The following is a 24,582-nucleotide window of genomic DNA, read 5'->3' on the forward strand; positions in this document are numbered from 1 at the left end:
CTCAGTCTCCCGCTCCCGACGTCAGCGCGCTGCCTGCGTCGTCCGAGGGCTCGACCTTGCGCAGCAGCGCGAGGTACATGGCGTCCGTCCCGTGCACGTGCGGCCACAGCTGGACCCCAGGCCCCTCGCCCAGCTCGATCTCCGGGCCGGCGACCGCCCGCACGGCGTCACGGGCGTCGAGCTGCACGACGTCCGCCCGGCGGCGCGTCACGTCGCGCACGACCAGCTGCGTCTCGGCAAGGTGCGGCGAGCAGGTGACGTAGGCGACGACGCCGCCCACGCGGACCGCGTCGAGCGCTGCCGCGAGGAGCGAGCGCTGGGCCTCACCGAGGGGTCCGAGGTCCGCCGGCCGGCGGCGCCACCTGGCCTCGGGGCGCCGGCGCAGGGCACCGAGGCCGGTGCACGGCGCGTCGACGAGGATGCGGTGGTACACCTCGGGCTCCTCAGTGCCGACGGTCCGCCCGTCGCCGCACCGGACCCGGACGACACCCGCCGGCACGGCGGCGACAGCGCGCTCGACCAGGAGGGCGCGGTGCGGCTGGACCTCGTTCGCGACGAGGGTCGCCCCGCGCTCCGCGGCCACGGCACCCAGCAGGGCCGCCTTGCCCCCGGGTCCGGCGCACAGGTCGAGCCAGCGCTCGGGGCCCGGCTCTGCCACGTCGACGGCTGCGAGGGCGAGCGCGACGAGCTGGCTGCCCTCGTCCTGGACACCGACACGGCCCTCACGGACCCCGGGGACGCCCGCCGGGTCCCCACCGCGCAGGACGACGGCTGTCGGTGCCCACCGGCCGGCGACGGCGCCCGGTGCCGCACCGAGCACGTCGTCGCGGTCGGCGAGCCCCGGCCGGACCACCGCGGTGACCGTGGGTGAGGCGTTGTCCGCGACCAGCAGGGTCTCGAGCTCCTCGGGTGCGCGGTGGTCGGCGACGAGGCTCTGCCTCAGGGCCCGGCCGATCCACGCGGGGTGGCTGTGCACGACGCTCAACCGGTCGACCACGTCCGGCCCGGCCGCGTCGCCGATGCGCTGGAGCCACTCCTCGAGCGGGACCGAGGAGATCTTGCGGAGCACCGCGTTGACGAACTGAGCGGCCCCGGCGCCGACGCGCGAGCGTGCCAGCGCGACCGTCTCGGACACCGCGGCATGCGGTGGGACCCGCATCGCGAGGAGCTGGTGCGCACCCAGCCGCAGGAGGTCGAGGACCGGAGGATCGATCGCCTCGACCGACCGCTCCGCCGCGATCGCGACGATCGCGTCGTACCGCCCGCGCATGCGCAGGGTGCCGTAGGCGAGCTCGGTCGCGAACCCCGCGTCCCGACCCGTCAGGCCGCGGTGGCGGAGCATCGGCGGCAGGACGAGGTTGGCGTAGGAGTCGGACTCCGCGACGTCCCGCAGGACGTCGAACGCGACGGTGCGCGACGGGTCACCCGAGCGCCGTCGCTCCGACGGCGCCTGCGCACCCCGCGGGGCCGGTCGGCCGGACGTACGGGCAGGGCCACGCTCGCGCCCGGCCGCGTCCCGGCCCGTGCCGCTCTCGCGGCGACCGTGGCGGTCGCCCCGCTCGGACCCGTCCGAACCCTCGGGTCGTCGGGCGCGGTCGGGTCGACCGGAGCCGTCACGCCGGCGGGAGTCGTCGCTCATGCCTGGCCTCCCCACTGCTCACCCTCGGCCGGGCGGGCTCCGCGCGCCCAGTCCACGGCCGTCATCATGCGGCGGCCCGCGGGCGCGACGTCACCGAGCTGGACGGCGTGCGTGCCGGTCCCCACGAGCACCTCGTCCTTCGACGCCCGCACGACTCCCGCCGGGAGGTCCGTGACGTCGGGCCGTAGCCGCACGGGGCCGAGCTTGACCCGGGTCCCGTCGCCCGCGGTCGTCCAGGCGCCCGGGGAGGGCGTCACCGCGCGGACACGGCGGTCGGTGGCGAGCGCCGGGTGCTCCCAGCGGACCCGGGCGTCCTCGGTGGTGAGGCGGGGCGCGAGGCTCACGCCGTCGGCGGGCTGCGGGACGGCGACCAGCGAGCCGTCCTCGAGGGCGTCGAGCGTCGCCACGAGGAGACCGGCGCCCGCCGTCGCGAGGCGACCGAGCAGGTCACCCGCGGTGTCCCGGGCGCGCACGGTCTCGGTGAGCGTCCCGAGCACGGGCCCGGTGTCCAGGCCCTGCTCGATCCTGAAGGTCGTGGCGCCCGTGACCTCGTCACCGTGCAGCAGCGCGTGCTGGACGGGCGCCGCGCCGCGCCATGCGGGCAGCAGCGAGAAGTGGAGGTTGACCCAGCCGTGGGTGGGCACGTCGAGCACCGACGCGGGCAGCAGGCCGCCGTACGCGACCACAGGGGCGCAGTCGGGCGCGAGCTCCGCGAGCCGCGCCCCGAAGGCGGGGTCACGAGGCGAGGCCGGGGTGAGGACCTCGAGACCCAGCTCGGCCGCGCGGCGCTTGACGGGGCTGACGGCGACGCCACGGCCGCGACCCGCCGGCGCGTCCGGCCTGGTGAGCACCGCGACCACCTCGTGCCTGGAGTCGACGAGGGCATCGAGGGCGGGAAGGGCGACGTCGGGCGTCCCCGCGAACAGCAGGCGCATCCCTCGATCCTAGGTGCGGGCCGCGCGCCCGCCGCACCGCGTGCGTGCCTCACCCGAGGTGCCCGCCCGGCCCGACCGGCCCGAGCTGCCCGCCCGGCCGGCCCCACCCGACCGGCCCTCCCCTACCGTCGGGCGGCGATCGGGACACCGAGCGCGACGAGGTGGCTGCGCAGCCCCTGGGCGCCCGACCAGGTGTGCGCCCGGTAGCCGACGCGGCGCGCGGCCACGACGTTGGCCTCGGAGTCGTCCGTGAACACCGTTCGCGCGGGGTCGAGGCCCAGCTGCTCGGCGGCCAGCCGGAAGATGCGCGGGTCGGGCTTGGCGAGGCCCACCTCGCCCGAGACGACGACATCCTCGAGCAGTGCCACGGCCGGGATCGTCGCGGGCGCGAGCGGGTACGTCTCCGCGGACCAGTTGGTCAGGCCGAGCACCCGGACACCCGCAGCCCTCAGGTCCTCGACGAGCTCGAACGAGCCGGGCACCGGGCCGCTGACGGCGTGCGCGAACCGTTCCCGGTACAGGTCGAGCATCGGGAGGTGGTGGGGGTGGGTGCGCGCGAGCGACGCCCGTGCGTCGGCGTAGGACCGGCCCGCGTCCTGCTCGTGGTTGAACGCGGCGAAGTCGATCTCGTCGAAGAACCGCTGCACCTCGTCCCGCGGGCGCAGGCCCGCGTAGGGCGCGTACGGGTCCCACACGACGAGAACCTGCCCGAGGTCGAACAGGACGGCGTCCACGACGGCGCTCACACGACCTCCGGTGGTTCGACCTGCACCCGGAGCTGGCCGGGCTCCCGCCGGGCGCTGCGGGTGGCGAGCGCGGCCGCGACCGCCGCGGTCGTCGCCGCCGCGGCGGACCACGGCCCGCGGACGAGCGCACGCACCGGTCGGAGCGTCTCTGGGTCGAGCACGCCCTGGGCGTCCTCGACGCGCCGCGGGGCGTCCACGACGGCGAGCGGCCCGAGCACCGCGGTCCCGGCGGGGAGGTCCAGGCCACCCAGGAGGCGCTCGACCGCCTCGCGTGGGCCCTCCACGCTGATCATGTGGACGGCAGGAGGCAGGGACAGCTCCGTCCGCTCCGTCAGCTCGCGCTCCGCGAGCCAGGCCGGGTCCCAGCGCACGAGCGCCTGCGTGGGCGCGGGTGCCGCGTCGCCGACCAGGAGCACGACGCCACCGTCGGACGCGGGCCGCACCAGGGCGGCAGCGGCCAGCCAGGTGCGCAGGGCCTGCTCGGGCACGTCGAGGCCTGCGCGCCCCGTGACGACCGCGGCGTCGAGCAGCAGCCCGGCCGAGTACCCGCCCTCCGCCCGTGGCTCAGCGCCGGGCGTCGCGACGACGAGCGCGGGACGCGGCCCCACGTGCGCGACCACACCCGCCGAGGCGCTCGCTCCCGAGACCCGGACGGGTACGCCGGGGAACGCCCGGCCCAGCTCCTCGGCCGTCCGCAGCTGACCGACCCGCACGGAACGCAGCGCGGTGCCGGAGCACTCGGGGCAGCGCCAGTCCGTCGCGAGGCGCCCGCACCAACGGCACCGCGGCGGGCGGCCTGCGGCGGTGACCTCGAGCGGTCCGCTGCACGCCGTGCAGCGCGCCAGGGCGCGGCACGTGCCGCAGGCGGTGCTCGGCACGTACCCGGCGCGCGGCACCTGGACGAGGACCGGTCCCCGCACGAGCCCGTCGCGCACGGCGCGCCAGGCCGGTGCGGGCAGTCGGGCAGCCGCGGCCGGGCCCTCCGGGGCGAGCTCCACGGCCGTGAGCGCCCGGACCCGCGGTGTGCGGGTGCGCACCGTCTCCCGCGGGGCGACGAGGGGCCGCGCCGACCCGTCCCGCAGCCAGCGCTCGGTCGCGACCGTCCGGGCGAAGCCGCCGACGAGCAGCGCCGAGCCCTCGACGTCGGCGCGGATCGCGAGCACCTCGCGGGTGTGCGGGTACGGCGCACGGGGCTCCGCGTGGAGCTGGTCGCCATCGTCCCAGCACGCGAGGAGACCGGGCCTGCGCACGGGGGCGAACGCCGCGGCGCGCGTGCCGATCACGACGTCCGCCAGGCCGCGGCTCGCGGCGAGGAATGCCCGGTACCGACCGGCGGGGCCGTCGTCCGCCATGAGCCGCACCCAGCCGCCGAGCGCGCCCGGCGCCCACGGGGCGACGCCGGCGGCGACGAGCGCCTCCGCCATGACCGTGACCTCCGCCGCGGACGGCAGCACGACGAGCGCTCCCCGACCGCCCGCGCGCGCCGCCCGGACGGCGTGCGCGAGGGCGTCCGCCCAGGTGTCGCCGTCCTGGCCCGGCAGCGCCTGCCACACCGCACGCGGCGCCTCCCCCGCGGCGAGCCGGCGCAGGAAGGCCGGGCCGCCCGTCCAGGCGTCCCAGCCGGGCGCGGGCTGGGTGACCTCGGCCATCGGCGCGGTCGGTGCGACCTCGCCCGTGGAGTCCTCGGGCGCCGGCCACTCCTCCTGCTCGACGCGTGCATGGCGCGGCGGCACCGCCAGACGCAGCACGTCCGGCAGGGTGCCCGCGTAGCGCCGGGCGACGGCCCGGGCCGTCGCGAGCACGGCGGGCTGCAGGACGACCTCGGGCGAGACGACCCGGCGCAGCGGCGTCAGCGCTCCCTCGTGCGAGGCGACGTCCGCGCGCGCCACCACGTAGCCGTCGAGGTCCTGCCCTGAGAAGCGCACCTTGACGCGCACCCCGGGCGACGCGGCCGCGGAGAGCGTCTGCGGCACGGCGTACTCGAACACGCGGTCGAGGTGGGGCTGCGAGCGGTCGACGACCACCTGGGCGACCGGGAGGTCGGCGGCGAGGGCGGTGGGCCCGGCCGCGCGTCGACGACGGGACCCACCCGGGCCCGTGGGCGCACGGTCCGCCAGGCCCGCGAGGGTCGGCTGGACGGCCGACTCCCCCTCGGTCACGCCCGTCCCGTCCACCCGCTCATCCCACCACGCACCGCCGACGCGTCCGTCCCGCGCACCCAGCGCGGCACCTGCGGCGCGCGGCCTGCGGCGCGCACGACGCCTCGGACGGTCAGGCGAGGGCCGAGTGCAGGTCGAGGACGCGGTCGGTCCGCTCCCACGTGAAGTCGGCGAGCTCCCGACCGAAGTGGCCGTACGCCGCGGTCCGGGAGTAGATCGGGCGCAGCAGGTCCAGGTCGCGCACGATCGCCGCGGGGCGCAGGTCGAAGACCTCACGGATCGCGTCGGTCAGGCGGTCGACCGGGACCGTCTCGGTGCCGAACGTCTCGACGTACAGGCCCACGGGGTGCGACGCGCCGATCGCGTAGGCGACCTGCACCTCGCAGCGACGTGCGAAGCCGGCGGCCACCACGTTCTTCGCGACCCAGCGCATCGCGTACGCCGCGGACCGGTCGACCTTCGACGGGTCCTTGCCCGAGAAGGCACCGCCGCCGTGCCGCGCCATGCCCCCGTACGTGTCGACGATGATCTTGCGGCCCGTGAGGCCTGCATCGCCCTGCGGCCCGCCGATGACGAACTGGCCCGTGGGGTTGATGAGCAGCCGGTGGCCGGTCGTGTCGAGCTCGAGCTCCTCCAGGACGGGGACGACGACGTGCTCCGCGACCTCGGGGGCGAGGGTCCCGTCGAGCGAGATGCCCGGGTCGTGCTGCGTCGAGAGGACCACCGTGTCGAGCCGCACGGCTCGGTCGCCGTCGTAGCCGATCGTCACCTGCGTCTTGCCGTCCGGGCGCAGGTAGTCGAGCGTGCCCTCCTTGCGGACCATCGCGAGACGCTCGGCGAGGCGGTGCGCGACCCAGATGGGCAGCGGCATGAGCGACGGCGTGTCGTCGCACGCGTAGCCGAACATGAGGCCCTGGTCGCCGGCGCCCTGCTGGTCCAGCGGGTCGAGGTCCTGGGCGTCCTGGCGGACCTCCCAGGCCTTGTCGACGCCCGCGGCGATGTCGGGCGACTGCTGGCCGATCGACACGGACACGCCGCACGAGTGCGCGTCGAAGCCGATGGTCGACGAGGTGTAGCCGATCCGGTTGAGGACCTCGCGCACGACCTGCGGGATCTCGACGTAGGCCTCGGTCGTGACCTCGCCCGCCACATGGACCAGGCCCGTGGTGACCATGGTCTCGACGGCCACGCGGGCGCCTGGGTCCTGCTGGATCATCGCGTCGAGGATGCCGTCCGAGATCTGGTCGCAGACCTTGTCCGGGTGGCCCTCGGTCACGGACTCGGACGTGAACAGGCGCAGGGCGGCAGCAGTCATGCCGGTCAGCCTAGCGGCGGAGCACCGTCCGCCGCCGCCTCGGCCGGTGGGGCGAGGAGCGGGACGACGGCGTCCCACACCACGTCCGCGACCGCGTCCTTCGAGCCGCTCGCCCGCGCGACGTCGCGCCCCTGCGCGTCGACGACCGTGACGGCGTTCTCCGCCACGGCGAAGCCCAGCCCGGGGCCGACGGCGTTCACGACGAGGAGGTCGGCGCCCTTGCGGCGGGCCTTGGCGCGGCCGTGCTCGAGCACGTCGCCGTCGTCGTCCCCCGTCTCTGCGGCGAAGCCGACCACGACCTGCCCAGGTCGCAGCCGTGCGGTGGCGAGCTCGGCGAGCACGTCGGGCGTCCGGACGAGCTCGAGCGTGAGCCCCTCGTCGCCCGCGGACTTCTTGATCTTGTGCTCCGCCGGTCGGGCGGGCGTGAAGTCGGCGACCGCAGCGGCCATCACGACGACGTCTGCGTCGACGGCCGCGGCCCGGACGCGGTCGCGCAGCTCGGCGGTCGTCTCGACGTGCACCACGGTGGCGCCGACCGGATCCGCGAGCGACACGTTGGCGGCCACGACGGTGACACTGGCCCCACGACGCGCCGCCGCGGCGGCGAGCGCGTACCCCTGCCGACCCGTCGAGCGGTTCCCGAGGAAGCGCACGGGGTCGAGGGGCTCCCGCGTGCCCCCGGCGGAGACGACGACGTGACGTCCGGCGAGGTCGGTCTCCCCCGGCGAGGACCCCTCGCCGACGAGGGCGAGGGCCGCCGCGGCGATCTCCGCGGGCTCGGGGAGCCGGCCAGGGCCGCTGTCGACGCCCGTGAGCCGCCCGGAGGCGGGCTCGAGCACGGTGACGCCGCGGCTGCGCAGCGTGGCGACGTTCGCGCGCGTCGCGGGGTGCTCCCACATCTCGGTGTGCATCGCCGGGGCCATGAGCACGGGGCACCTGGCCGTCAGGAGCGCGGCGGTGAGCAGGTCGTCGCTGCGGCCCGCAGCCGCCCGCGCGAGCAGGTCCGCCGTGGCGGGGGCGACGATCACGAGGTCGGCGCTCTTGCCGAGGCGCACGTGCTCGACCGACGGGACGTCCTCGAACACCTCGCTCGTCACGGGCTGGCCCGAGAGGGCCTCCCACGTCGCGCGGCCGACGAACTCGAACGACGCACGCGTGGGCACGACCCGGACGTCGTGCCCCGCCTCGGTCAGCAGACGCAGCAGGAGCGCGGACTTGTAGGCGGCGATGCCGGCGCTCACCCCCAGCAGGATGCGCACGTCGTCCCCGTCCCTCGTCGCTCGGTCGTGCAGCTCTGGGTGCCGCCGCAGGGGCGCAGCCGGCGGGCCGGCCCCTGCGCGACGACCCTGCGGATCAGCCCTCGGTCGGGGTGACCGTCAGGAGCCCGGCGTTGATCTCGCGCATCGCGATCGAGAGCGCCTTCTCCTGGTGGCGGGCCTCGACGAGCGGGCCCACGTACTCGAGGAGGCCCTCGTTCAGCTGCGAGTAGTACGCGTTGATCTGACGCGCGCGCTTCGCCGAGTAGATGACGAGCGCGTACTTCGAGTCGGCCGCGGCGAGGAGCTCGTCGATCGGCGGGTCGGTGATGCCCTCGGGGGCTGCGACGGTTCCGGACATGTCTGCACTCCGTGGTGGTCTCGAGGCTGTCGGGCCGCTGTCTCGCGGCCGCGTCCCCCGGGCTTCCGATCACGCTGACGGGCGCCGGGCCGGGGCAACCTGGCGATTCTACCGCCTCTGCAGGCCCATGACCTCGATGAGCTCGTCCGTGGCGCGGTGCACGTCGTCGTTCACGATGACGTGGTCGAACTCCCGCTCGGCGGCGAGCTCGACCCGTGCGGTCGCGAGGCGGCGCTCACGCTCCTCGGCGTCCTCCGTGCCGCGGCCCACGAGGCGGCGCACGAGCTCGTCCCAGCTGGGCGGGGCGAGGAAGACGAACCGTGCCTCCGGCATCGCGAGCCGGACCTGCCGCGCCCCGGCGAGATCGATCTCGAGGAGCGCTGGACGCCCCTCGGCGAGCCGTTCGAGGACGGGGCCGCGAGGTGTGCCGTAGCTGTTGCGGCCGTGCACGACCGCCCACTCGAGCAGCTCACCCTCGGCGACCATGCGGGCGAAGGCCTCGGTCCCGACGAAGTGGTAGTGCACGCCGTCGACCTCGCCGGGCCGGGGCGCACGTGTCGTCGCCGAGACCGAGAGCCACACCTCGGGGTACCGCGCGCGGATGTCGGCCGAGACCGTGCCCTTGCCGACAGCCGTCGGGCCGGCGAGCACCGTGAGGCGGGAGGGGTGCGGCGCAGGAGCGCCCGGATGGTCCGGCAGGCCCGCGCCGGGCGGGGCGACGTGCGTGTCGCCCGACGCGGGGGCGTCGTCGTCAGGTACGGGCAAGGAGTCTCAGCCGAACCGCTCGATGAGGGCCTGGGCCTGGTGCGGCCCGAGGCCCCGGAGACGACGCGTCTCCGAGATGCCGATGTCCGCCATGATCGCGCGGGCCTTGATCTTGCCGACACCCGGGAGCGACTCGAGCAGCGCGGAGACCTTGAGCTTGCCGATCACGTCGTCCGTACGGCCCTGCTCGATCACCTCGGCGAGGGAGCCCTGCGAGTACTTGAGACGGTTCTTCACCTCAGCTCGTGCCTGACGGGCGGCAGCAGCCTTCTCGAGGGCAGCGGCGCGCTGTTCAGGGGTCAGCGGGGGTAGGGCCACGCGGGCTCACCTTCTTCGCAGAGGGGGTGTCGGACGGGTCGAACCTAGCGAGGTCGACCCGTCCAGGGCAACGCGGTCCGCGGCGGAAGGCCTGGTCAGCCCCTGCCGCGGTCGCACGACGATCATCGCAGGGCGGCGGCCGCCTCGTGCGCCGCTCGGGCTGCGGCCTCCTGCAGCCCCGCGGCGGACGGTCCGGCCTGGAGCACCGCGCGGGACGTCGAGGCCAGGACGTCGCCCCGGGCCGCCCCGAACACGTGCTCGAGCTCACGTGCGCCGGCACCCTGGGCACCGACCCCGGGTGCGAGCAGGGGGCCGCGGACGGCCGCGAGGTCGATGCCCAGCCGGGCGGCCGCGTCCCCCGTCGTCGCCCCCACCACGAGGCCCACCGAGCCCAGCAGGCGCGGCGCGCCGTCGACCCCCTCCCGGTCCTCGAGCTCCGTGCGGTTGAGCCCGGCGGCGGCGCGCGCGACGAGGCCCGCGACGCAGGACCCGTCGGCCGTGCGGGCATGCTGCACCCCAGCACCCTCCGGGTTGCTCGTGAGCGCGAGGACGAACACTCCGCGCCCGGTCGCTCGTGCCGCCGAGAGCGCGGGCTCGAGGGACCCGAACCCGAGGTACGGGCTCACGGTGAGGGCGTCGCACGCGAGCGGCGCACCGTCGCGCAGGTAGGCGTCGGCGTAGCCGTCCATCGTCGAGCCGATGTCGCCCCGCTTGGCGTCGAGCACGACCTGCGTGCCTCCGTCGGCCGCACGGACCAGCGCCAGGACCTCCTCGAGCACGGCCACGCCCGCCGAGCCGTGCCGCTCGAAGAACGCCGACTGCGGCTTGAGCGCCGCCACCCGCCCGACGAGGGACTCCGCGACCGTCAGCGCGAACGCCCGCAGGCCCGCTGCGTCGTCCGTGAGCCCCCACGCGCGCAGGAGGCCGGGGTGCGGGTCGATCCCGACGCACAGGGGACCGTAGCGGTCCATGGCGTCGGCAAGCCGGGCGCCGAACGTCGGCCGGACGCCCGGTACGTCCTCGCCCGCGGCCCCGGGCCTCACGACCCTGCCCCGAGCGGCGCCGCACGCGGGGTGGGCCGCAGCTCGAGCGTGTGGTCCTGGAGGCTGCGCACGGCGAACGGCCCCGAGCGCAACGACTCGATCGCCTGGACGGCCGCGGCGAGCTGCTGGACCGTCGTGACGATCGGCTTGTCCGCGGCGACGGTCGCCGTGCGGATCTCGTACCCGTCCGCGCGCGCGCCCTGGCCGGACGGCGTGTTGACGACCATGTCGACCTCGCCGCTCGTGATGAGGTCCACGACGGTCGGCTCACCCGCCGGCCCGCGCCCGCTCGAGTGCTTGCGCACGACCGTCGACACGATGCCGTTGCGCCGCAGGACCGCCGCGGTGCCCTCGGTCGCGAGGATCTCGAAGCCGAGCTCGCTCAGTCGCTTCGCAGGGAACGTGATCGACCGCTTGTCGCGGTCGGCGACCGAGATGAAGACCCGGCCCGACGTCGGGAGGCCGCCGAACGCCGCAGCCTGCGACTTGGCGAAGGCCGTCGGGAAGTCGACGTCGAACCCCATGACCTCACCCGTGGAGCGCATCTCCGGGCCGAGGATCGTGTCGACCACGGCGCCCTGCGCGGTGCGGAACCGCTTGAACGGCAGCACGGCCTCCTTGACCGCGATCGGTGCGTCCAGGCCGAGCGTGCCACCGTCGCCGTGGGCGGGCAGGACGCCCGACGCGCGCAGGTCCGCGATCGAGTGGCCTGTCATGACGAGCGCCGCTGCCTTCGCGAGCGGGACGCCCGTGGCCTTGGACACGAACGGCACGGTGCGGGACGCACGGGGGTTGGCCTCGAGCACGTACAGGACGTCCGAGACGAGGGCGAACTGGACGTTGAGGAGCCCGCGGACCCCCACGCCGCGCGCGATCGCCTCGGTCGACGTCCGGATGCGGTCGAGCTCGGCCGAGGACACGGTCACGGGCGGCAGGACGCACGCGGAGTCGCCCGAGTGGATGCCGGCCTCCTCGATGTGCTCCATGACCCCGCCGAGGTACATCTGCTCGCCGTCGAACAGTGCGTCGACGTCGAGCTCGATGGCGTCGTCCAGGAAGCGGTCGATGAGGAGCGGGGGGATCTCCGCGGCCGAGCCGGCTGCCCGGTTCGCCGCGTGGGCGCCCGCGAGGGCGCGACCCACGTACTCGGCGAGCTGCCCGTCGGAGTACACGATCTCCATGCCGCGTCCACCCAGCACGTACGACGGGCGAACGAGCACCGGGTACCCGATGCGCCGCGCGACCTCGGTCGCCTCCTCGAGGGTGCGCGCGGTGCCGAACGCGGGCGCGGGCAGCCCGGCCTCGACCAGGACGCGACCGAAGACCTCACGGTCCTCGGCGGCGTCGATCGCCGCGGGCGGGGTACCGAGGATCGGCAGCCCCGCGGCCTCGAGGCGCTCGGCGAGCGCGAGGGGCGTCTGGCCGCCGAGCTGCACGATGATCCCCTCGACGGGGCCCACGGCGAGCTCGGCCTGGTAGACCTCGAGGACGTCCTCGAAGGTCAGCGGCTCGAAGTAGAGGCGGTCGGAGGTGTCGTAGTCCGTCGAGACGGTCTCCGGGTTGCAGTTGACCATCACCGTCTCGAACTCACCGCGCAGGGCGAGCGCGGCGTGCACGCACGAGTAGTCGAACTCGATGCCCTGACCGATCCGGTTCGGCCCGGAGCCCAGGATGATCACCGCGGGCCGGTCACGCGGCTGCACCTCGGTCTCCTCGTCGTACGAGGAGTAGTGGTACGGGGTGCGCGCCTCGAACTCCGCCGCGCACGTGTCCACGGTCTTGAAGACGGGGCGCAGGCCGAGCGCGTGGCGCAGCTGGCGCACCGTCTCCTCCCCCAGGCCCCGCAGCGACGCCACCTGGGCGTCCGAGAAGCCGTGCCGCTTGGCGCGACGCAGCAGGTCGACGCCGAGCTCGGGGGCCGTGGCGACCTCGTCCGCGATCTGGTTGATCAGCACGACCTGGTCGAGGAACCAGGGGTCGATGCCCGTCACCGCGAACACGTCCTCGACGCTCGCGCCCCCGGCGCGGCCCACCGAGCGCAGCGCCTGCTGGACGTCGATGAGGCGGTGCTCCGTGGGCACGGAGATCGAGGCCATGAGTGCGGCGAGGGCCTCGCCCGCCGGGGTCTCGCCGTCCCAGTGGAACACCGAGCCCGCCCGGTCGATCGAGCGCATCGCCTTGCCCAGGGCCTCCGCGAAGCTGCGGCCCATGGCCATCGCCTCGCCGACGGACTTCATGGTCGTGGTGAGCGTGGGGTCCGCCGCCGGGAACTTCTCGAACGCGAAGCGGGGCACCTTCACGACCACGTAGTCGAGCGACGGCTCGAACGACGCGGGCGTCGAGCCGGTGATGTCGTTCGGGATCTCGTCGAGCGTGTACCCGACCGCGAGCCGCGCGGCGATCTTGGCGATCGGGAAGCCGGTGGCCTTGGAGGCCAGGGCGCTCGACCGTGACACGCGCGGGTTCATCTCGATGACGACGACGCGCCCCGTGTCGGGCTCCACGGCGAACTGGATGTTGCACCCGCCGGTGTCGACGCCGACCTCGCGGATCACGGCGATGCCGATGTCCCGCAGACGCTGGTACTCGCGGTCCGTGAGGGTCAGCGCGGGTGCGACCGTGACGGAGTCGCCCGTGTGCACGCCGACGGGGTCGACGTTCTCGATCGAGCACACGACGACGACGTTGTCGACGTTGTCGCGCATGAGCTCGAGCTCGTACTCCTTCCAGCCGAGGATCGACTCCTCGAGGAGCACCTCGGTCGTCGGCGAGTAGTGCAGGCCGGCGCCCGCGATGCGACGCAGCTCGTCCTCGTCGTAGGCGATGCCCGAGCCGAGGCCGCCCATCGTGAACGAGGGGCGCACGACGAGCGGGTAGCCGAGGTCCTGCGCCGCCGCGAGCACGTCGTCCATGCTGTGCGCGATGAACGACCGGGCGCTCTCGGCCCCGCACCGCTCGACGACCTCCTTGAAGGCCTGCCGGTCCTCCGCGAGGTGGATGGACGCCGTGTTCACGCCGATCATCTCGACGCCGAAGCGCTCGAGCACGCCCGCCTCGTCGAGCGCGATCGCCGCGTTCAGGGCCGTCTGGCCACCGAGGGTCGGCAGCACGGCGTCGGGCCGCTCCTTCTCGATGATCGAGGCGATGACGTCGGGCGTGATCGGCTCGATGTACGTGGCGTCGGCGAACTCGGGGTCCGTCATGATCGTCGCCGGGTTGGAGTTGACGAGGATGACGCGCAGGCCCTCCTCGCGCAGCACCCGGCACGCCTGGGTCCCGGAGTAGTCGAACTCGGCGGCCTGCCCGATGACGATCGGGCCGGAGCCGATGACCAGGACGCTCGTGAGGTCAGTGCGACGTGGCATCGGGTGCGGTCTCCTCGTGGGTGGTCTTCGCGGAGGTCATCAGGGCGAGGAATCGGTCGAACAGGTAGGCGGCGTCGTGCGGTCCCGCCGCGGCCTCCGGGTGGTACTGGACGGAGAACGCCGGCAGGTCGAGGCACTCGAGACCCTCGACGACGTCGTCGTTCAGCGCGACGTGGGAGACGGTGACCCGCCCGTAGCGCCCGCCGTCGTACGGCGCGACCGACTCGCCCTCGAGCGGGGCGTCGACCGCGAAGCCGTGGTTGTGCGCGGTGATCTCGACCTTGCGCGTGCGCCTGTCCATGACCGGCTGGTTCACGCCGCGGTGGCCGTACGTGAGCTTGTAGGTGCCGTACCCGAGGGCCCGGCCCAGCAGCTGGTTGCCGTAGCAGATGCCGAAGAACGGGATGCGCCGGTCGAGCACGTCGCGCAGCAGCTCGATCTCGTGCCGCGCGGACGCCGGGTCCCCGGGGCCGTTCGAGTAGAAGACGCCGTCGGGCTCGAGCGCCAGCACCTGCTCGGTCGTGGCCGTCGAGGGCAGGACGTGCGTGCGCACCCCGCGCTCGGCGAGGCGCTGCGGCGTCATGGACTTGATGCCGAGGTCGATCGCGACCACCGTCGCGACGGGCTCGGTGCCGCTCGCGGGGCCGCGGACGGGCTCGACGGTGTACGGCTCCGCCACCGTGACCTCGCTCGCGAGGTCCGCCCCCGTCATGACCGGGGCGGCCATGACCTCGTCGAGCAGGTCCTGGTCCGTGCGGCGACGGCCCGAGGAGTCGACCAGCGAGGGGCCGGAGAAGATGCCCGCACGCATCACGCCGCGCTCACGCAGGTGCCGGGTGAGCGCTCGTGTGTCGATCCCGCTCAGGCCCACGATCCCCTCGGCCACGAGGCCGTCGTCGAGCGAACGCGCCGAGCGCCAGCTGGACGGGCGGATCGCCGGGTCGCGCACGACGAACCCCGCGACCCACATCCGCGCGGACTCCGGGTCCTCGTCGTTCAGGCCCGTGTTGCCGACGTGCGGCGCCGTCATCACGACGATCTGCCGGTGGTACGACGGGTCGGTGAGGGTCTCCTGGTACCCCGTCATGCCGGTGTTGAAGACGATCTCGCCCACGGTGCGGCCCACCGCACCGTAGGGCTCGCCCGTGAAGGTGCGGCCGTCCTCGAGTACCAGGACGGCGGTCTGCTCGGTCATCGGGTGCGCTCCTCGGAGACGTCGGGGTCGCTGCCGGCCGGGCCCGGCTGCGCGGTGGTGATCAGGGGCCGGACCGCGTCGAGCAGCGTCGCGCGGTCGGCCGCGTGCCGGGGACGCAGGCCCGTGTCGAGCCCGTTGCCGTCGAGCTCCCAGCGGAGCACGACGAGCCCGTCCCTGCCGACGACCTTCCCTGCGATGCCGGGCGAGCGCATCACGTCGCGCAAGGCGGCGGCCGGGATGAAGACGTCGCGTGCGCCGGTCCTCGCGACGAGCACCCCCGAGGGGTGGATGCTGACGTCCGCGCGCGAGCGGACCCCGAGGTCGTGGGCCGCGACGCGGTCGAGCCAGTCACCCGCGGCGGTCGTCGAGACGTACGTGGCCTCCGCGGGGCCCCAGGTCGGGTCGCCGAGCGCAGCGGCGTCGGGCACGGCCGGGATCGGGCCGACGGACGCCTCCGAGCGGGCGACGCGGTGCCGCCAGCCGAGGCGCATGGCCGCCAGGGCGACGACCACGAGCGCGGCGAGCGCCGCGATGCCGAGCGGGTCCTTCACCGCACCCCTCCGGGCACCGGCGCGGGTGCCTCCACGGGTGCGCCGTCGAGCACCGTGGGCCGCCCGCGCAGGAACGTCGCCACGACCCGTCCGGCGAGCTCGCGGCCGCCGTACGGGGTGTTGCGGCTCGCGCTGGCGAGCGCGGCGGGGTCGACGACCCAGCGGGCCGCCGTGTCCACGAGCGTCACGTTCGCCGGCTCGCCGACCTCGAGGGGGCGCCCCTGGGCCTGCGCACCCTCGTCGACCCGACCGATGCGGGCGGGTGCCGAGGACAGCACGCGTGCGACGTCCGCCCAGCTCATGCGCCCCGTCTCGACCATCGCCGTCTGGACGATCGACAGCGCCGTCTCCAGGCCGGTCATGCCGAACGCGGCGGCCGCCCACTCGCAGTCCTTGTCCTCGCGCGTGTGGGGTGCGTGGTCGGTCCCGACGATGTCGATGGTGCCGTCGGCGAGCCCCTCGCGGACGGCCTCGACGTCGGCGGCGGTCCGCAGGGGCGGGTTGACCTTGTAGAGCGGGTCGTACGTGCGCGCGAGCTCGTCGGTCAGCAGCAGGTGGTGGGGCGTGACCTCGGCGGTCACGTCGATGCCACGCGCCTTCGCCCAGCGGATGATCTCCACCGACCCGGCCGTCGACAGGTGGCACACGTGCAGCCGCGAGCCCACGTGCTCGGCGAGCAGCACGTCACGCGCGATGATCGCCTCCTCCGCGACGGCCGGCCATCCGGCGAGGCCCACCTCGGCCGACACGACGCCCTCGTGCATCTGGGCGCCGCGGGTCAGCCGGGGCTCCTGCGAGTGCTGTGCGATGACGCCGTCGAACGCCTTGACGTACTCGAGCGCACGGCGCATCAGCACCGGGTCGTGGACGCACATGCCGTCGTCGGAGAACACCCGGACCCGCGCGGCCGAGTGGGCCATCGCACCGAGCTCGGCGAGCTGCTCGCCCGCGAGGCCGACGCTCACGGCACCCACAGGGTGCACGTCGACCCAGCCCGCGTCGCGGCCCAGGCGCCAGACCTGCTCGACGACGCCCGCGGTGTCGGCGACGGGTGAGGTGTTCGCCATGGCGTGCACGGCCGTGAAGCCGCCGAGCGCAGCCGCACGCGTGCCGGTGCGGACCGTCTCGGCGTCCTCCCGCCCGGGCTCGCGCAGGTGCGTGTGCAGGTCCACCAGGCCGGGCAGGGCGACCAGGCCGTCGGCCTCGACCACCACGGCGCCCGCGCCGGCTCGCTCGCGGGCCTCGTCGCCCGTCGCGGCGATCACGCCGTCGGCCAGCAGGAGGTCGGTCGCGGGGCCGCCGAGCGGTCGCACGCCCCTCAGCAGGTAGGGCACGGTCGTCCCGCTCATCGGGTGGTCTCCTTCTCCTTGGCGAGCAGCAGGTAGAGCACGGCCATGCGCACGGCGACACCGTTCGCCACCTGCTCGACGATCACGGCACGTGGCGAGTCGGCGGCGTCGGCCGAGATCTCCAGCCCGCGGTTCATCGGTCCGGGGTGCATCACGATCGCGTGGTCCGGGAGCATCGCGAGCCGCCGTGCGTCGAGGCCGTAGGCCCGCGTGTACTCGAGCGGGCTCGGGAAGAACCCCGTCCCACCGCCCGCGGCGGAACCGTCGCCGCCCATCCTCTCCCGCTGGACCCGAAGCATCATGATCGCGTCCGGCTGCTGGTCGGCGATGACCTCGTCGAGGTGGTAGCTCGTCCTGCACGTCCACGTGTGCGCGCCCACGGGCACGAGCGTCGGCGGGGCGACGAGGGTCACCTGGGCGCCGAGCGTGTGCAGCAGCTGGACGTTGGACCGGGCGACGCGTGAGTGCAGCACGTCGCCGACGATCGCGACCTTGAGGCCGGCGAGGTCCCGCCCGGTGCCGTCCGGGTCCGCCTGCGTGCCGACGAGGTGGCGGCGCATCGTGAACGCGTCCAGGAGCGCCTGCGTCGGGTGCTGGTGCGTGCCGTCGCCGGCGTTGACGACCGCCGAGCCGACCCAGCCCGAGTGGGCGAGGCGGTGCGGCGCGCCGGAGGCCTGGTGGCGGACCACGACGGCGTCGGCGCCCATCGCCTGCAGCGTGAGGGCGGTGTCCTTGAGGGACTCGCCCTTGGAGACGCTCGAGCCCTTGGCCGAGAAGTTGATGACGTCGGCCGAGAGGCGCTTCGCGGCCGTCTCGAACGAGATCCGGGTCCGCGTCGAGTCCTCGAAGAACAGGTTGACCACGGTCTTGCCGCGCAGGGTCGGGAGCTTCTTGATCTCGCGCTCCTGCGTCGCGGCCATCTGGGCTGCGGTGTCGAGGAGGTGGACGGCTGCGTCGCGGTCGAGGTCCGCGGCGCTCAGGAGGTGCCTCATGCCTGCCCCCTCTCGGGGCCGATGCGGACCGAGTCCACGCCGTCCGTCTCCGCGAGCCGCACGCGCACGAGCTCGGCGAGCGAGGTCGGCAGGTTCTTGCCGACGTAGTCGGCGCGGATCGGCAGCTCCCGGTGCCCGCGGTCCACGAGGACGGCGAGCTGCACGAGGCGGGGGCGTCCCAGGTCGTTGATGGCGTCGAGGGCCGCGCGGATCGTCCGGCCGGAGAACAGGACGTCGTCGACGAGCACGACCGCCCGGTCGTCGATCCCCTGGGGCGGCAGCACCGTGGAGCCGATCGTGCGCGTGGGGTGGCGGTGCAGGTCGTCGCGGTACATCGTCACGTCGAGGGACCCGACGAGCTGGGTGCGGTCCACGCCGGGCTCGACGTCGGCGATCTTCGCGGCCAGCCGCTCGGCGAGCGGGACTCCCCTGGTCGGGATGCCGAGGAGCACGAGCCCGGAGCCGCCCTTGTTGCGCTCGAGGATCTCGTGCGCGATGCGGGTCAGGGCCCGGGAGATCTCCTGGGGGCCGAGGACCTCGGAGCCGCCGAGGCCACCGGGATCAGGATCCACGGGCACCGCGGGTATCGCGGGCACTGCGTCGGCGTCGGGTCGACCGGACATGGGCACAGCAGGGCCAGAGGACATCTGGCGACCTCCTTCCCCGCCTCACAGGACGGGTCTTAAAGGATGTCTGACGGTTCGCGAGCCTACTCCACCGCGTGCCCGGGCGCCGCGGCGTCCACGCCGGGGCACGATGGGCCGATGACCACCGACCTGAGCAGCATCGCGGACGACGCCGCCGACCTCGCCGGCCGGTGGCTGGCGACGACGGCCCGCTCCCAGACACGTGCCGAGCAGCGCACGACCGGCCGGCTCGCGGCGCTCGTGTCCGACCCGTCGGGGCTCGAGCTCGCCGTCCGCTTCGTCGACCGCGTCGCGCGGCCGACCGACCCGGTCGTCGCGGCGCGCGAGCTCGCGGCGCTGGCGCCCTGGACGCGCGCCGCGCGGGGCTTCCTCGGGCCCGCCGACCGTGCGCTCCTGGCGGCGGGCACGCGGGTCGCCCCGCTCGCCCCGTCCGTCGTCGTGCCCGCCGCCCGGTTCCGGCTGCGGCAGCTCGTGGGCCACCTCGTGGCCGACGCCGGGCCCGGCCTCGGGCACCACATCGCCCGTGCGCGTGCGGCGGGCTTCCGGCTCAACCTCAACCTCCTCGGTGAGGCGGTGCTCGGCGAGGCCGAGGCCGTGGGTCGGCTCGAGCGCGTGACCGCGCTGGTGCGCAGGCCCGACGTCGACTACGTGTCGGTCAAGGTGTCGGCGGTCGCCGCGCAGCTGTCGACGTGGGACACCGCGGGGAGCCGGGACCGGGTCCTCGACCGGCTCCTGCCCCTGTACCGGACCGCGGCGACGCACGGCACGTTCCTCAACCTCGACATGGAGGAGTACCGGGACCTCGCCCTCACGGTCGGTGTCTTCGGGCGCCTGCTGGAGCAGGACGACCTGCGCGACCGACCGATGGGCATCGTCCTGCAGGCGTACCTGCCTGATTCGTTGGCCGCGCTCGACGAGGTGACCACGCTGGCGGCCCGGCGCACGGCGCGTGGCGGCGCACCCGTCAAGGTGCGGCTCGTCAAGGGCGCGAACCTGGCCATGGAGCGGGTCGAGGCCGAGCTGCACGGCTGGGAGCAGGCGCCCTACCCGACCAAGGCCGACGTCGACGCGAGCTACGTCCGCCTGCTCGACCGGGCGCTCGACCCGGGCCGCACCCCGCACGTGCGGGTCGGCCTCGCGAGCCACAACCTCTTCCACGTCGCCCTGGGACACCTCGCGGCGACCGCGCGCGGCGTCACCGGTGCCCTCGACGTCGAGATGCTCCAGGGCATGGCGCCGGCGCAGGCGCGAGCGGTGCGCGAGACGGTCGACGCGGCGGGTCCGGCGGGGCGCCTGCTCCTGTACACGCCGGTGGTCGCGCGCGCGGACTTCGACGTCGCGATCGCCTACCTCATCCGCCGGCTCGAGGAGAACGCGGCGGGAGAGAACTTCCTCCACGCCGTGTTCTCGAGCGCCCAGCCCGCGGCGCTCGACGCTCAGCAGGAGGCCTTCCACGCGTCGGTGCGCGACAGCACCGCCGTCAGCGCCGAGCCGCGACGACGCCCACGGCCGGCCCCCGACACCGCCCCCGCTCCGCACCTCGGCACCCCGGGGACGGCGACCTCCAGCAGCACCGGCGGCGCCCCGACCGGGAGCGCCGCCCTGACGGCGTCGGACGCACCGGGCTTCACCAACGCGCCCGACACGGACCCCGCGGTCGGCGCCTCACGCGACTGGGCGCGCGCGCTGCTCACCGCGACCGTCGCGGCGCCCCCGGCGACCGTGGTCACCTCCCGGACCGACGTCGACGACGTCGTCGCCCGTGCCGTCGCCGCGAGCGAGACCTGGGCAGCCGTACCGCCGGAGCGCCGAGCGCGCGTGCTGCGCCGCGCCGCCGACCACCTGGAGGCCGCCCGCGCCGACCTCGTCGCCACGATGGTCCAGGAAGCGGGCAAGACTGTCGCGGAGGCGGATTCCGAGGTGAGCGAGGCCGTCGACTTCGCGCGGTACTACGCGGAGCAGGCCCTGCTCCTGGCCGACGGCGCCGTGGCCGGTGCGCGCTTCGCCCCCGCGGGGCCCACGGTGGTCACACCGCCATGGAACTTCCCGGTCGCGATCCCGCTCGGCTCGGCCCTCGCCGCACTCGCCGCCGGCTCGGCCGTGGTGCTCAAGCCCGCGCCGCCGACACCACGGTGCGTGCAGGTCGGTGCGGCCGCCGTGCACCGGGCGCTCGCCGACGAGGGCATCGCTCCCGGGGTGCTCGACGTGGTGCTCAGCCCCGAGGGCGAGGTCGGCAGGCACCTCGTGAGCCACCCCGCGGTGGCCCGCGTCCTGCTCACCGGCTCGATCGAGACGGCCCGCCTCTTCGCGTCCTGGCGCGAGGACCTCGAGGTGCTCGCCGAGACGTCGGGCAAGAACGCGCTCGTCGTCACGGCCTCCGCCGACGTGGACCTCGCGGTCGCCGACGCGGTGCGCTCGGCCTTCGGCCACGCGGGGCAGAAGTGCTCAGCGGCATCCCTGCTCATCCTCGTCGGCTCCGCGGGGCGGTCCGAGCGCCTCCGCCGCCAGCTGGGCGACGCCGTCGCGTCGCTCGCGGTCGGCCCGGCCACGGAGCTCGCCACCACGATGGGTCCGCTCACGGAGCCGGCCCAGGGCAAGCTCCTGCGCGCCCTCACCACGCTCGACCCCGGGGAGGCCTGGCTCGTCCGGCCCCGGCAGCTCGACGCCGAGGGGCGCCTGTGGACCCCCGGGGTCAAGCACGGCGTCGCACCGGGTTCGTTCTTCCACCTGACCGAGTGCTTCGGCCCCGTGCTGGGCGTGATGCGCACCGAGACCCTCGACGAGGCGATCGCGCTCCAGAACGCCGTCGCCTTCGGCCTGACCGGTGGGCTGCACTCGCTCGACGAGGCGGAGATCGACCACTGGCTCGAGCGGGTCGAGGTCGGCAACGCCTACGTCAACCGGCACATCACCGGCGCGATCGTGCGGCGCCAGCCCTTCGGCGGGTGGAAGGCGTCGGTCGTGGGACCCGGCGCCAAGGCGGGCGGCCCCAACTACGTCGCCCAGCTCGGCACCTGGCGGGACGGCCCGGACCTACCGGTCGACGACGAGGCCTGGCTCGCCTGGGCTCGGGCGGACGACGAGCGGGTGTGGGCGTCGGACCTCGGCGTCGAGCACGACCCCTCGGGTCTGCACGCGGAGTCGAACGTGCTCCGCTACCGGCCGGTCCCCCGCCTGACCGTGCGCGTCGGACCCGACGCGCGTGAGCGCGACGTCGCCCGGGTCCGCCTCGCGGCATCCCGTGCGGGCGTCCCGGTGACGGTCAGCGGCGCGGCGGAGGAGACCGACGCGGCGTTCGTGCGCCGGGTGCGCGACGGCGCCGTGACGGGCCGGATCAGGGCCGTGGGGACCTGCGCCGGCCTGCGCGCGGCCGCCGCCGAGCGGCTGGGCGAGGTCACCGTCCTGGACGGCCCGGTCCTCGCCTCCGGCCGCCGCGAGCTGCTCACGGTCCTTCGCGAGCAGGCGGTCAGCCGCACGCGACACCGGTTCGGGCACCTCTCGGGCACCTGATCCGGACACATCGGGTGAAAACTCGCGGCGAGTCGGGCTCAAGGCGAGGGCTCCACGCACCGATACTTCCCCTGTGTCTGGTACCGCCCTGCCCTGGCCCACACTCGTGCAGTGTCTCGTGGCCGGGGTCGTGATCGGCCTCTGTGCCATGCACGCCGGCTGGTGGCGCGACGGGCTGCGCCGCACCGAGGCCACCTGGACGCTCGCCTGGTCGGCGAGCCTCGCCGGTGTCAGCCTCGTCAACGGTCTCGCCGGCGCGGTCCCGCCCGGGGCGGCGACCTCGGGCCTCCTCTTCGCCCGTCACGTCCTGATCGGCGCGGCCATCACCCTGAGCCTCCCTGCCGTGCGCGCGTTCACCGGGGCACGGGGCATCCGCTGGCTCGTCGTGGGCGTGTCCACCTGGTACGCGGCGGGCGCCGTGCTGTGGCTCAGCACCGACCTCGTGTACGCCCACCGCATCGTGGACGGCCTGCCCCAGTACGGCCCGCTCGCGCCCGCCGCGAGCCTCCTGCCGCTCCTCGTCGTCGCCGTGTATGTGATGCGCGCCGTGCGCGGGATGACGCTCACGATCGTCGGCGCCGTGGTGGTCGTCACCGGGACCGTGTCCACGATGCTCCTCGTGCTCTCCGCCGTGCCGCCGCCGAGCGCGTTCACCGAGCTGCTCATGGGCGTGTGGGCGCTGCCCCTCGTGCTCGGGCTCCAGGTCGTCGCCGCCGCGCGCATCGGGGCCGTCCGCCGGGAGGGCGACCGCAGGGCCGCGATGCGCGACGCCCTCGCATCCGTGTCGAACGCGGCGTGGCTGGCCAAGACGCCCGAGCAGATCCTCGAGCGCGCGTGCGACGAGGCCCGCTCGCTGCTCGCCGATCCGTCGATCGAGGGCACGCTGCGTCCGTTGGCGCGTCACCGGTTCATCACGGAGTTCTACTCCGTCGCCGGCCGGACGCTGGACGCGGACGAGGCGGCGTTCCTGCGCGACCTCGCGCGCATGGTGTCCGGGTCGGCCGAGCGTCAGGCGCTCACGACGCGGCTGCGGCGGGCGGCCTACACGGACTCCCTGACGGACCTGCACAACCGCCACGCGCTCGACCGCTACCTCGCGGCCGCCCTCGAGAAGGCGAACGTCGAGCGGAGCCGCGTCGCGGTCCTGTTCTGCGACCTGGACGGGTTCAAGCTCGCGAACGACAGGCACGGCCACGAGTGGGGCGACTCGCTCCTCGTCCTCGTGGCAGGTCACCTGCACGCGGTGCTCGGCCCGGACGCCTACGTCGCGCGGCACGGGGGCGACGAGTTCGTGGCCGTCGTCGAGCGCGCACCGGACGCCGCTGCGCTCCGGGCGCTCGCGCGCCGCATCCGGGACGAGTTCGAGTCCCCGGGCGACGACGTGGTCCGCACCGCGCTGACCGTCGGCATCTCCGTCTGGTCGCCCGGCGACATCGTCGACCCCTCCGCCCTCGTGCGTGAGGCCGACCTCGCGATGCTCGAGGGCAAGCGGTCGCACGTCGGCGTCGCGATGTACGACGCGCGGCTGCGGGCGCGCGTCACCGCCGTCACCACGGCGCGCCGGGACCTCGAGGCCGGGGTCCGGGACGGCCAGATCATCGCCCACTTCCAGCCGCTCACGGACGCCCTGACCCTCGAGGTCGTGGGGCTCGAGGTGCTCGCACGGTGGCGTCGCGACGGCCGGCTGCGCCGCCCAGCGGACTGGCTGCCGATGGCCGAGGACTCCGGGCTCATCGTCGAGATCGGCCGGCAGATGTTCGCCGCCGCCCGCCGTGGCATGGAGCGCTTCGACCTCCCGGTCGCGGTCAACGTCGCTGCGCGGCAGCTCGACGAGCCCGACTTCGTCGCGCACGTCGAGGAGGCCTGGGGCACGACCGACTGGGACCGGCTCACGATCGAGGTGACCGAGAGCGCGCTGCTGTACGACGCCGCGCACGTGCGTGCGTCGCTCGCGACGCTCGTCGACCGCGGCGTACGGATCGCGCTGGACGACTTCGGCACGGGCTACAACTCGCTGTCGCGGCTCGGAGAGCTCCCGCTCCACGTCCTGAAGATCGACCGCACGTTCGTGCACGACATCGGGACCACGGAGGGCGCCGCGGTGCTGCGGGCGATCCTGGCCCTGGCCGAGGCGCACGGCCTCGAGGTCGTCGCCGAGGGCGTCGAGCGGGCCGAGGAGCTCACGGCGCTCGTCGAGATGGGTGTCGCGACGGTCCAGGGTCACATGCTCGGCCGCCCCGCGGCGAACCTGCCGGTCCGGGGCCGTCGGCCCCGCGCCGTGCCCCGGCCGACACGGCCGACGCTCTTCGAGTCGTTGCCGTCGGTCCTCGTCCGGAGCTGAGCTCCGGACGTCCGCGGCTACCCTCCGCGCTCGTCGCGGGCGCGCGTGACGCCTGCGGCGACAGTTCCCGGACGGCCCGCGTCGACGGGCGTCAG

18 protein-coding genes are annotated in these 24,582 nt (G+C 74.9%); 2 read left to right on the forward strand and 16 right to left on the reverse strand.

Annotation, left to right across the window (positions count from 1 at the left end; genetic code table 11):
- Position 1: 1 nt before the first annotated feature.
- The 16 genes from FZ988_RS14815 to pyrR form a co-directional block, all read right to left on the reverse strand.
- A complete protein-coding gene (locus tag FZ988_RS14815; protein ID WP_149204815.1) occupies positions 2-1,639 on the reverse strand; it encodes an RsmB/NOP family class I SAM-dependent RNA methyltransferase in 1,638 nt (545 codons plus the stop codon).
- A complete protein-coding gene (gene fmt, locus FZ988_RS14820; protein ID WP_149204816.1) occupies positions 1,636-2,574 on the reverse strand; it encodes a methionyl-tRNA formyltransferase in 939 nt (312 codons plus the stop codon). Before fmt ends, FZ988_RS14815 begins: the two co-directional genes overlap by 4 nt.
- Positions 2,575-2,696: 122 nt before the next feature.
- On the reverse strand, positions 2,697-3,320 hold the full coding sequence (locus tag FZ988_RS14825; RefSeq protein WP_149204817.1) for an HAD family hydrolase: 624 nt from the start codon (positions 3,318-3,320) through the stop codon (positions 2,697-2,699).
- A complete protein-coding gene (locus tag FZ988_RS14830) occupies positions 3,317-5,494 on the reverse strand; it encodes a primosomal protein N' family DNA-binding protein (protein ID WP_149204818.1) in 2,178 nt (725 codons plus the stop codon). The genes FZ988_RS14825 and FZ988_RS14830 overlap by 4 nt, the downstream gene beginning before the upstream one ends.
- Positions 5,495-5,591: 97 nt before the next feature.
- Positions 5,592-6,794, reverse strand: coding sequence for a methionine adenosyltransferase (gene metK, locus FZ988_RS14835; RefSeq protein ID WP_149204819.1), 1,203 nt, complete (start codon positions 6,792-6,794; stop codon positions 5,592-5,594).
- 5 nt (positions 6,795-6,799) lie between these two features.
- Positions 6,800-8,053 carry a bifunctional phosphopantothenoylcysteine decarboxylase/phosphopantothenate--cysteine ligase CoaBC gene (gene coaBC / locus FZ988_RS14840; RefSeq protein ID WP_149204820.1) on the reverse strand — a complete coding sequence of 418 codons (1,254 nt, stop codon included), beginning with the start codon at positions 8,051-8,053 and terminating at the stop codon, positions 6,800-6,802.
- Between the two features lie 94 nt (positions 8,054-8,147).
- The gene (gene rpoZ, locus FZ988_RS14845) at positions 8,148-8,411 is read right to left on the reverse strand and encodes a DNA-directed RNA polymerase subunit omega (RefSeq protein ID WP_149204821.1); all 264 of its coding nucleotides are present in this window, start codon (positions 8,409-8,411) and stop codon (positions 8,148-8,150) included.
- Positions 8,412-8,519: 108 nt separating this feature from the next.
- Positions 8,520-9,110 carry a guanylate kinase gene (gmk, locus tag FZ988_RS14850; RefSeq protein ID WP_149204908.1) on the reverse strand — a complete coding sequence of 197 codons (591 nt, stop codon included), beginning with the start codon at positions 9,108-9,110 and terminating at the stop codon, positions 8,520-8,522.
- A gap of 72 nt (positions 9,111-9,182) precedes the next feature.
- Positions 9,183-9,494: an integration host factor, actinobacterial type gene (mihF, locus tag FZ988_RS14855; RefSeq protein WP_149204822.1), complete on the reverse strand. Its 312-nt coding sequence runs from the start codon at positions 9,492-9,494 to the stop codon at positions 9,183-9,185.
- A gap of 122 nt (positions 9,495-9,616) precedes the next feature.
- Positions 9,617-10,537: an orotidine-5'-phosphate decarboxylase gene (gene pyrF, locus FZ988_RS14860; RefSeq protein ID WP_149204823.1), complete on the reverse strand. Its 921-nt coding sequence runs from the start codon at positions 10,535-10,537 to the stop codon at positions 9,617-9,619.
- Entirely contained in the window at positions 10,534-13,902 is a 3,369-nt protein-coding gene (gene carB, locus FZ988_RS14865) for a carbamoyl-phosphate synthase large subunit (RefSeq protein WP_149204824.1), read from the reverse strand. Before carB ends, pyrF begins: the two co-directional genes overlap by 4 nt.
- Positions 13,886-15,097, reverse strand: a complete 1,212-nt coding sequence (gene carA / locus FZ988_RS14870; protein WP_149204825.1) for a glutamine-hydrolyzing carbamoyl-phosphate synthase small subunit — start codon at positions 15,095-15,097, stop codon at positions 13,886-13,888. The genes carB and carA overlap by 17 nt, the downstream gene beginning before the upstream one ends.
- Positions 15,094-15,648: a PH-like domain-containing protein gene (locus FZ988_RS14875; RefSeq protein WP_149204826.1), complete on the reverse strand. Its 555-nt coding sequence runs from the start codon at positions 15,646-15,648 to the stop codon at positions 15,094-15,096. The genes carA and FZ988_RS14875 overlap by 4 nt, the downstream gene beginning before the upstream one ends.
- On the reverse strand, positions 15,645-16,997 hold the full coding sequence (locus FZ988_RS14880) for a dihydroorotase (protein ID WP_149204827.1): 1,353 nt from the start codon (positions 16,995-16,997) through the stop codon (positions 15,645-15,647). The genes FZ988_RS14875 and FZ988_RS14880 overlap by 4 nt, the downstream gene beginning before the upstream one ends.
- Complete coding sequence (locus FZ988_RS14885; RefSeq protein WP_149204828.1) at positions 16,994-17,989, reverse strand: aspartate carbamoyltransferase catalytic subunit; 996 nt, start codon at positions 17,987-17,989, stop codon at positions 16,994-16,996. The genes FZ988_RS14880 and FZ988_RS14885 overlap by 4 nt, the downstream gene beginning before the upstream one ends.
- The gene (gene pyrR, locus FZ988_RS14890) at positions 17,986-18,636 is read right to left on the reverse strand and encodes a bifunctional pyr operon transcriptional regulator/uracil phosphoribosyltransferase PyrR (RefSeq protein ID WP_246169541.1); all 651 of its coding nucleotides are present in this window, start codon (positions 18,634-18,636) and stop codon (positions 17,986-17,988) included. The genes FZ988_RS14885 and pyrR overlap by 4 nt, the downstream gene beginning before the upstream one ends.
- A 117-nt stretch (positions 18,637-18,753) precedes the next feature.
- Here pyrR and FZ988_RS14895 point away from each other — a divergent pair, with 117 nt between their 5' ends.
- Both FZ988_RS14895 and FZ988_RS14900 read left to right on the forward strand, forming a co-directional pair.
- Entirely contained in the window at positions 18,754-22,146 is a 3,393-nt protein-coding gene (locus tag FZ988_RS14895) for a proline dehydrogenase family protein (RefSeq protein ID WP_149204829.1), read from the forward strand.
- Positions 22,147-22,219: 73 nt separating this feature from the next.
- Entirely contained in the window at positions 22,220-24,487 is a 2,268-nt protein-coding gene (locus FZ988_RS14900) for a putative bifunctional diguanylate cyclase/phosphodiesterase (protein ID WP_149204830.1), read from the forward strand.
- The last annotated feature ends 95 nt before the right edge of the window (positions 24,488-24,582 follow it).

This window comes from Actinotalea subterranea, from assembly GCF_008364845.1.
Taxonomy (GTDB): domain Bacteria; phylum Actinomycetota; class Actinomycetes; order Actinomycetales; family Cellulomonadaceae; genus Actinotalea; species Actinotalea subterranea.

Bases quoted from the DNA above. Each gene is read 5' to 3' on its own strand.
- FZ988_RS14815 (WP_149204815.1), bottom strand. From the start codon at position 1,639: ATGAGCGACGACTCCCGCCGGCGTGACGGCTCCGGTCGACCCGACCGC.
- fmt (WP_149204816.1), bottom strand. From the start codon at position 2,574: ATGCGCCTGCTGTTCGCGGGGACGCCCGACGTCGCCCTTCCCGCCCTC.
- metK (WP_149204819.1), bottom strand. From the start codon at position 6,794: ATGACTGCTGCCGCCCTGCGCCTGTTCACGTCCGAGTCCGTGACCGAG.
- rpoZ (WP_149204821.1), bottom strand. From the start codon at position 8,411: ATGTCCGGAACCGTCGCAGCCCCCGAGGGCATCACCGACCCGCCGATC.
- carB (WP_149204824.1), bottom strand. From the start codon at position 13,902: ATGCCACGTCGCACTGACCTCACGAGCGTCCTGGTCATCGGCTCCGGC.
- carA (WP_149204825.1), bottom strand. From the start codon at position 15,097: ATGACCGAGCAGACCGCCGTCCTGGTACTCGAGGACGGCCGCACCTTC.
- FZ988_RS14880 (WP_149204827.1), bottom strand. From the start codon at position 16,997: ATGAGCGGGACGACCGTGCCCTACCTGCTGAGGGGCGTGCGACCGCTC.
- FZ988_RS14885 (WP_149204828.1), bottom strand. From the start codon at position 17,989: ATGAGGCACCTCCTGAGCGCCGCGGACCTCGACCGCGACGCAGCCGTC.
- pyrR (WP_246169541.1), bottom strand. From the start codon at position 18,636: ATGTCCTCTGGCCCTGCTGTGCCCATGTCCGGTCGACCCGACGCCGAC.
- FZ988_RS14895 (WP_149204829.1), top strand. From the start codon at position 18,754: ATGACCACCGACCTGAGCAGCATCGCGGACGACGCCGCCGACCTCGCC.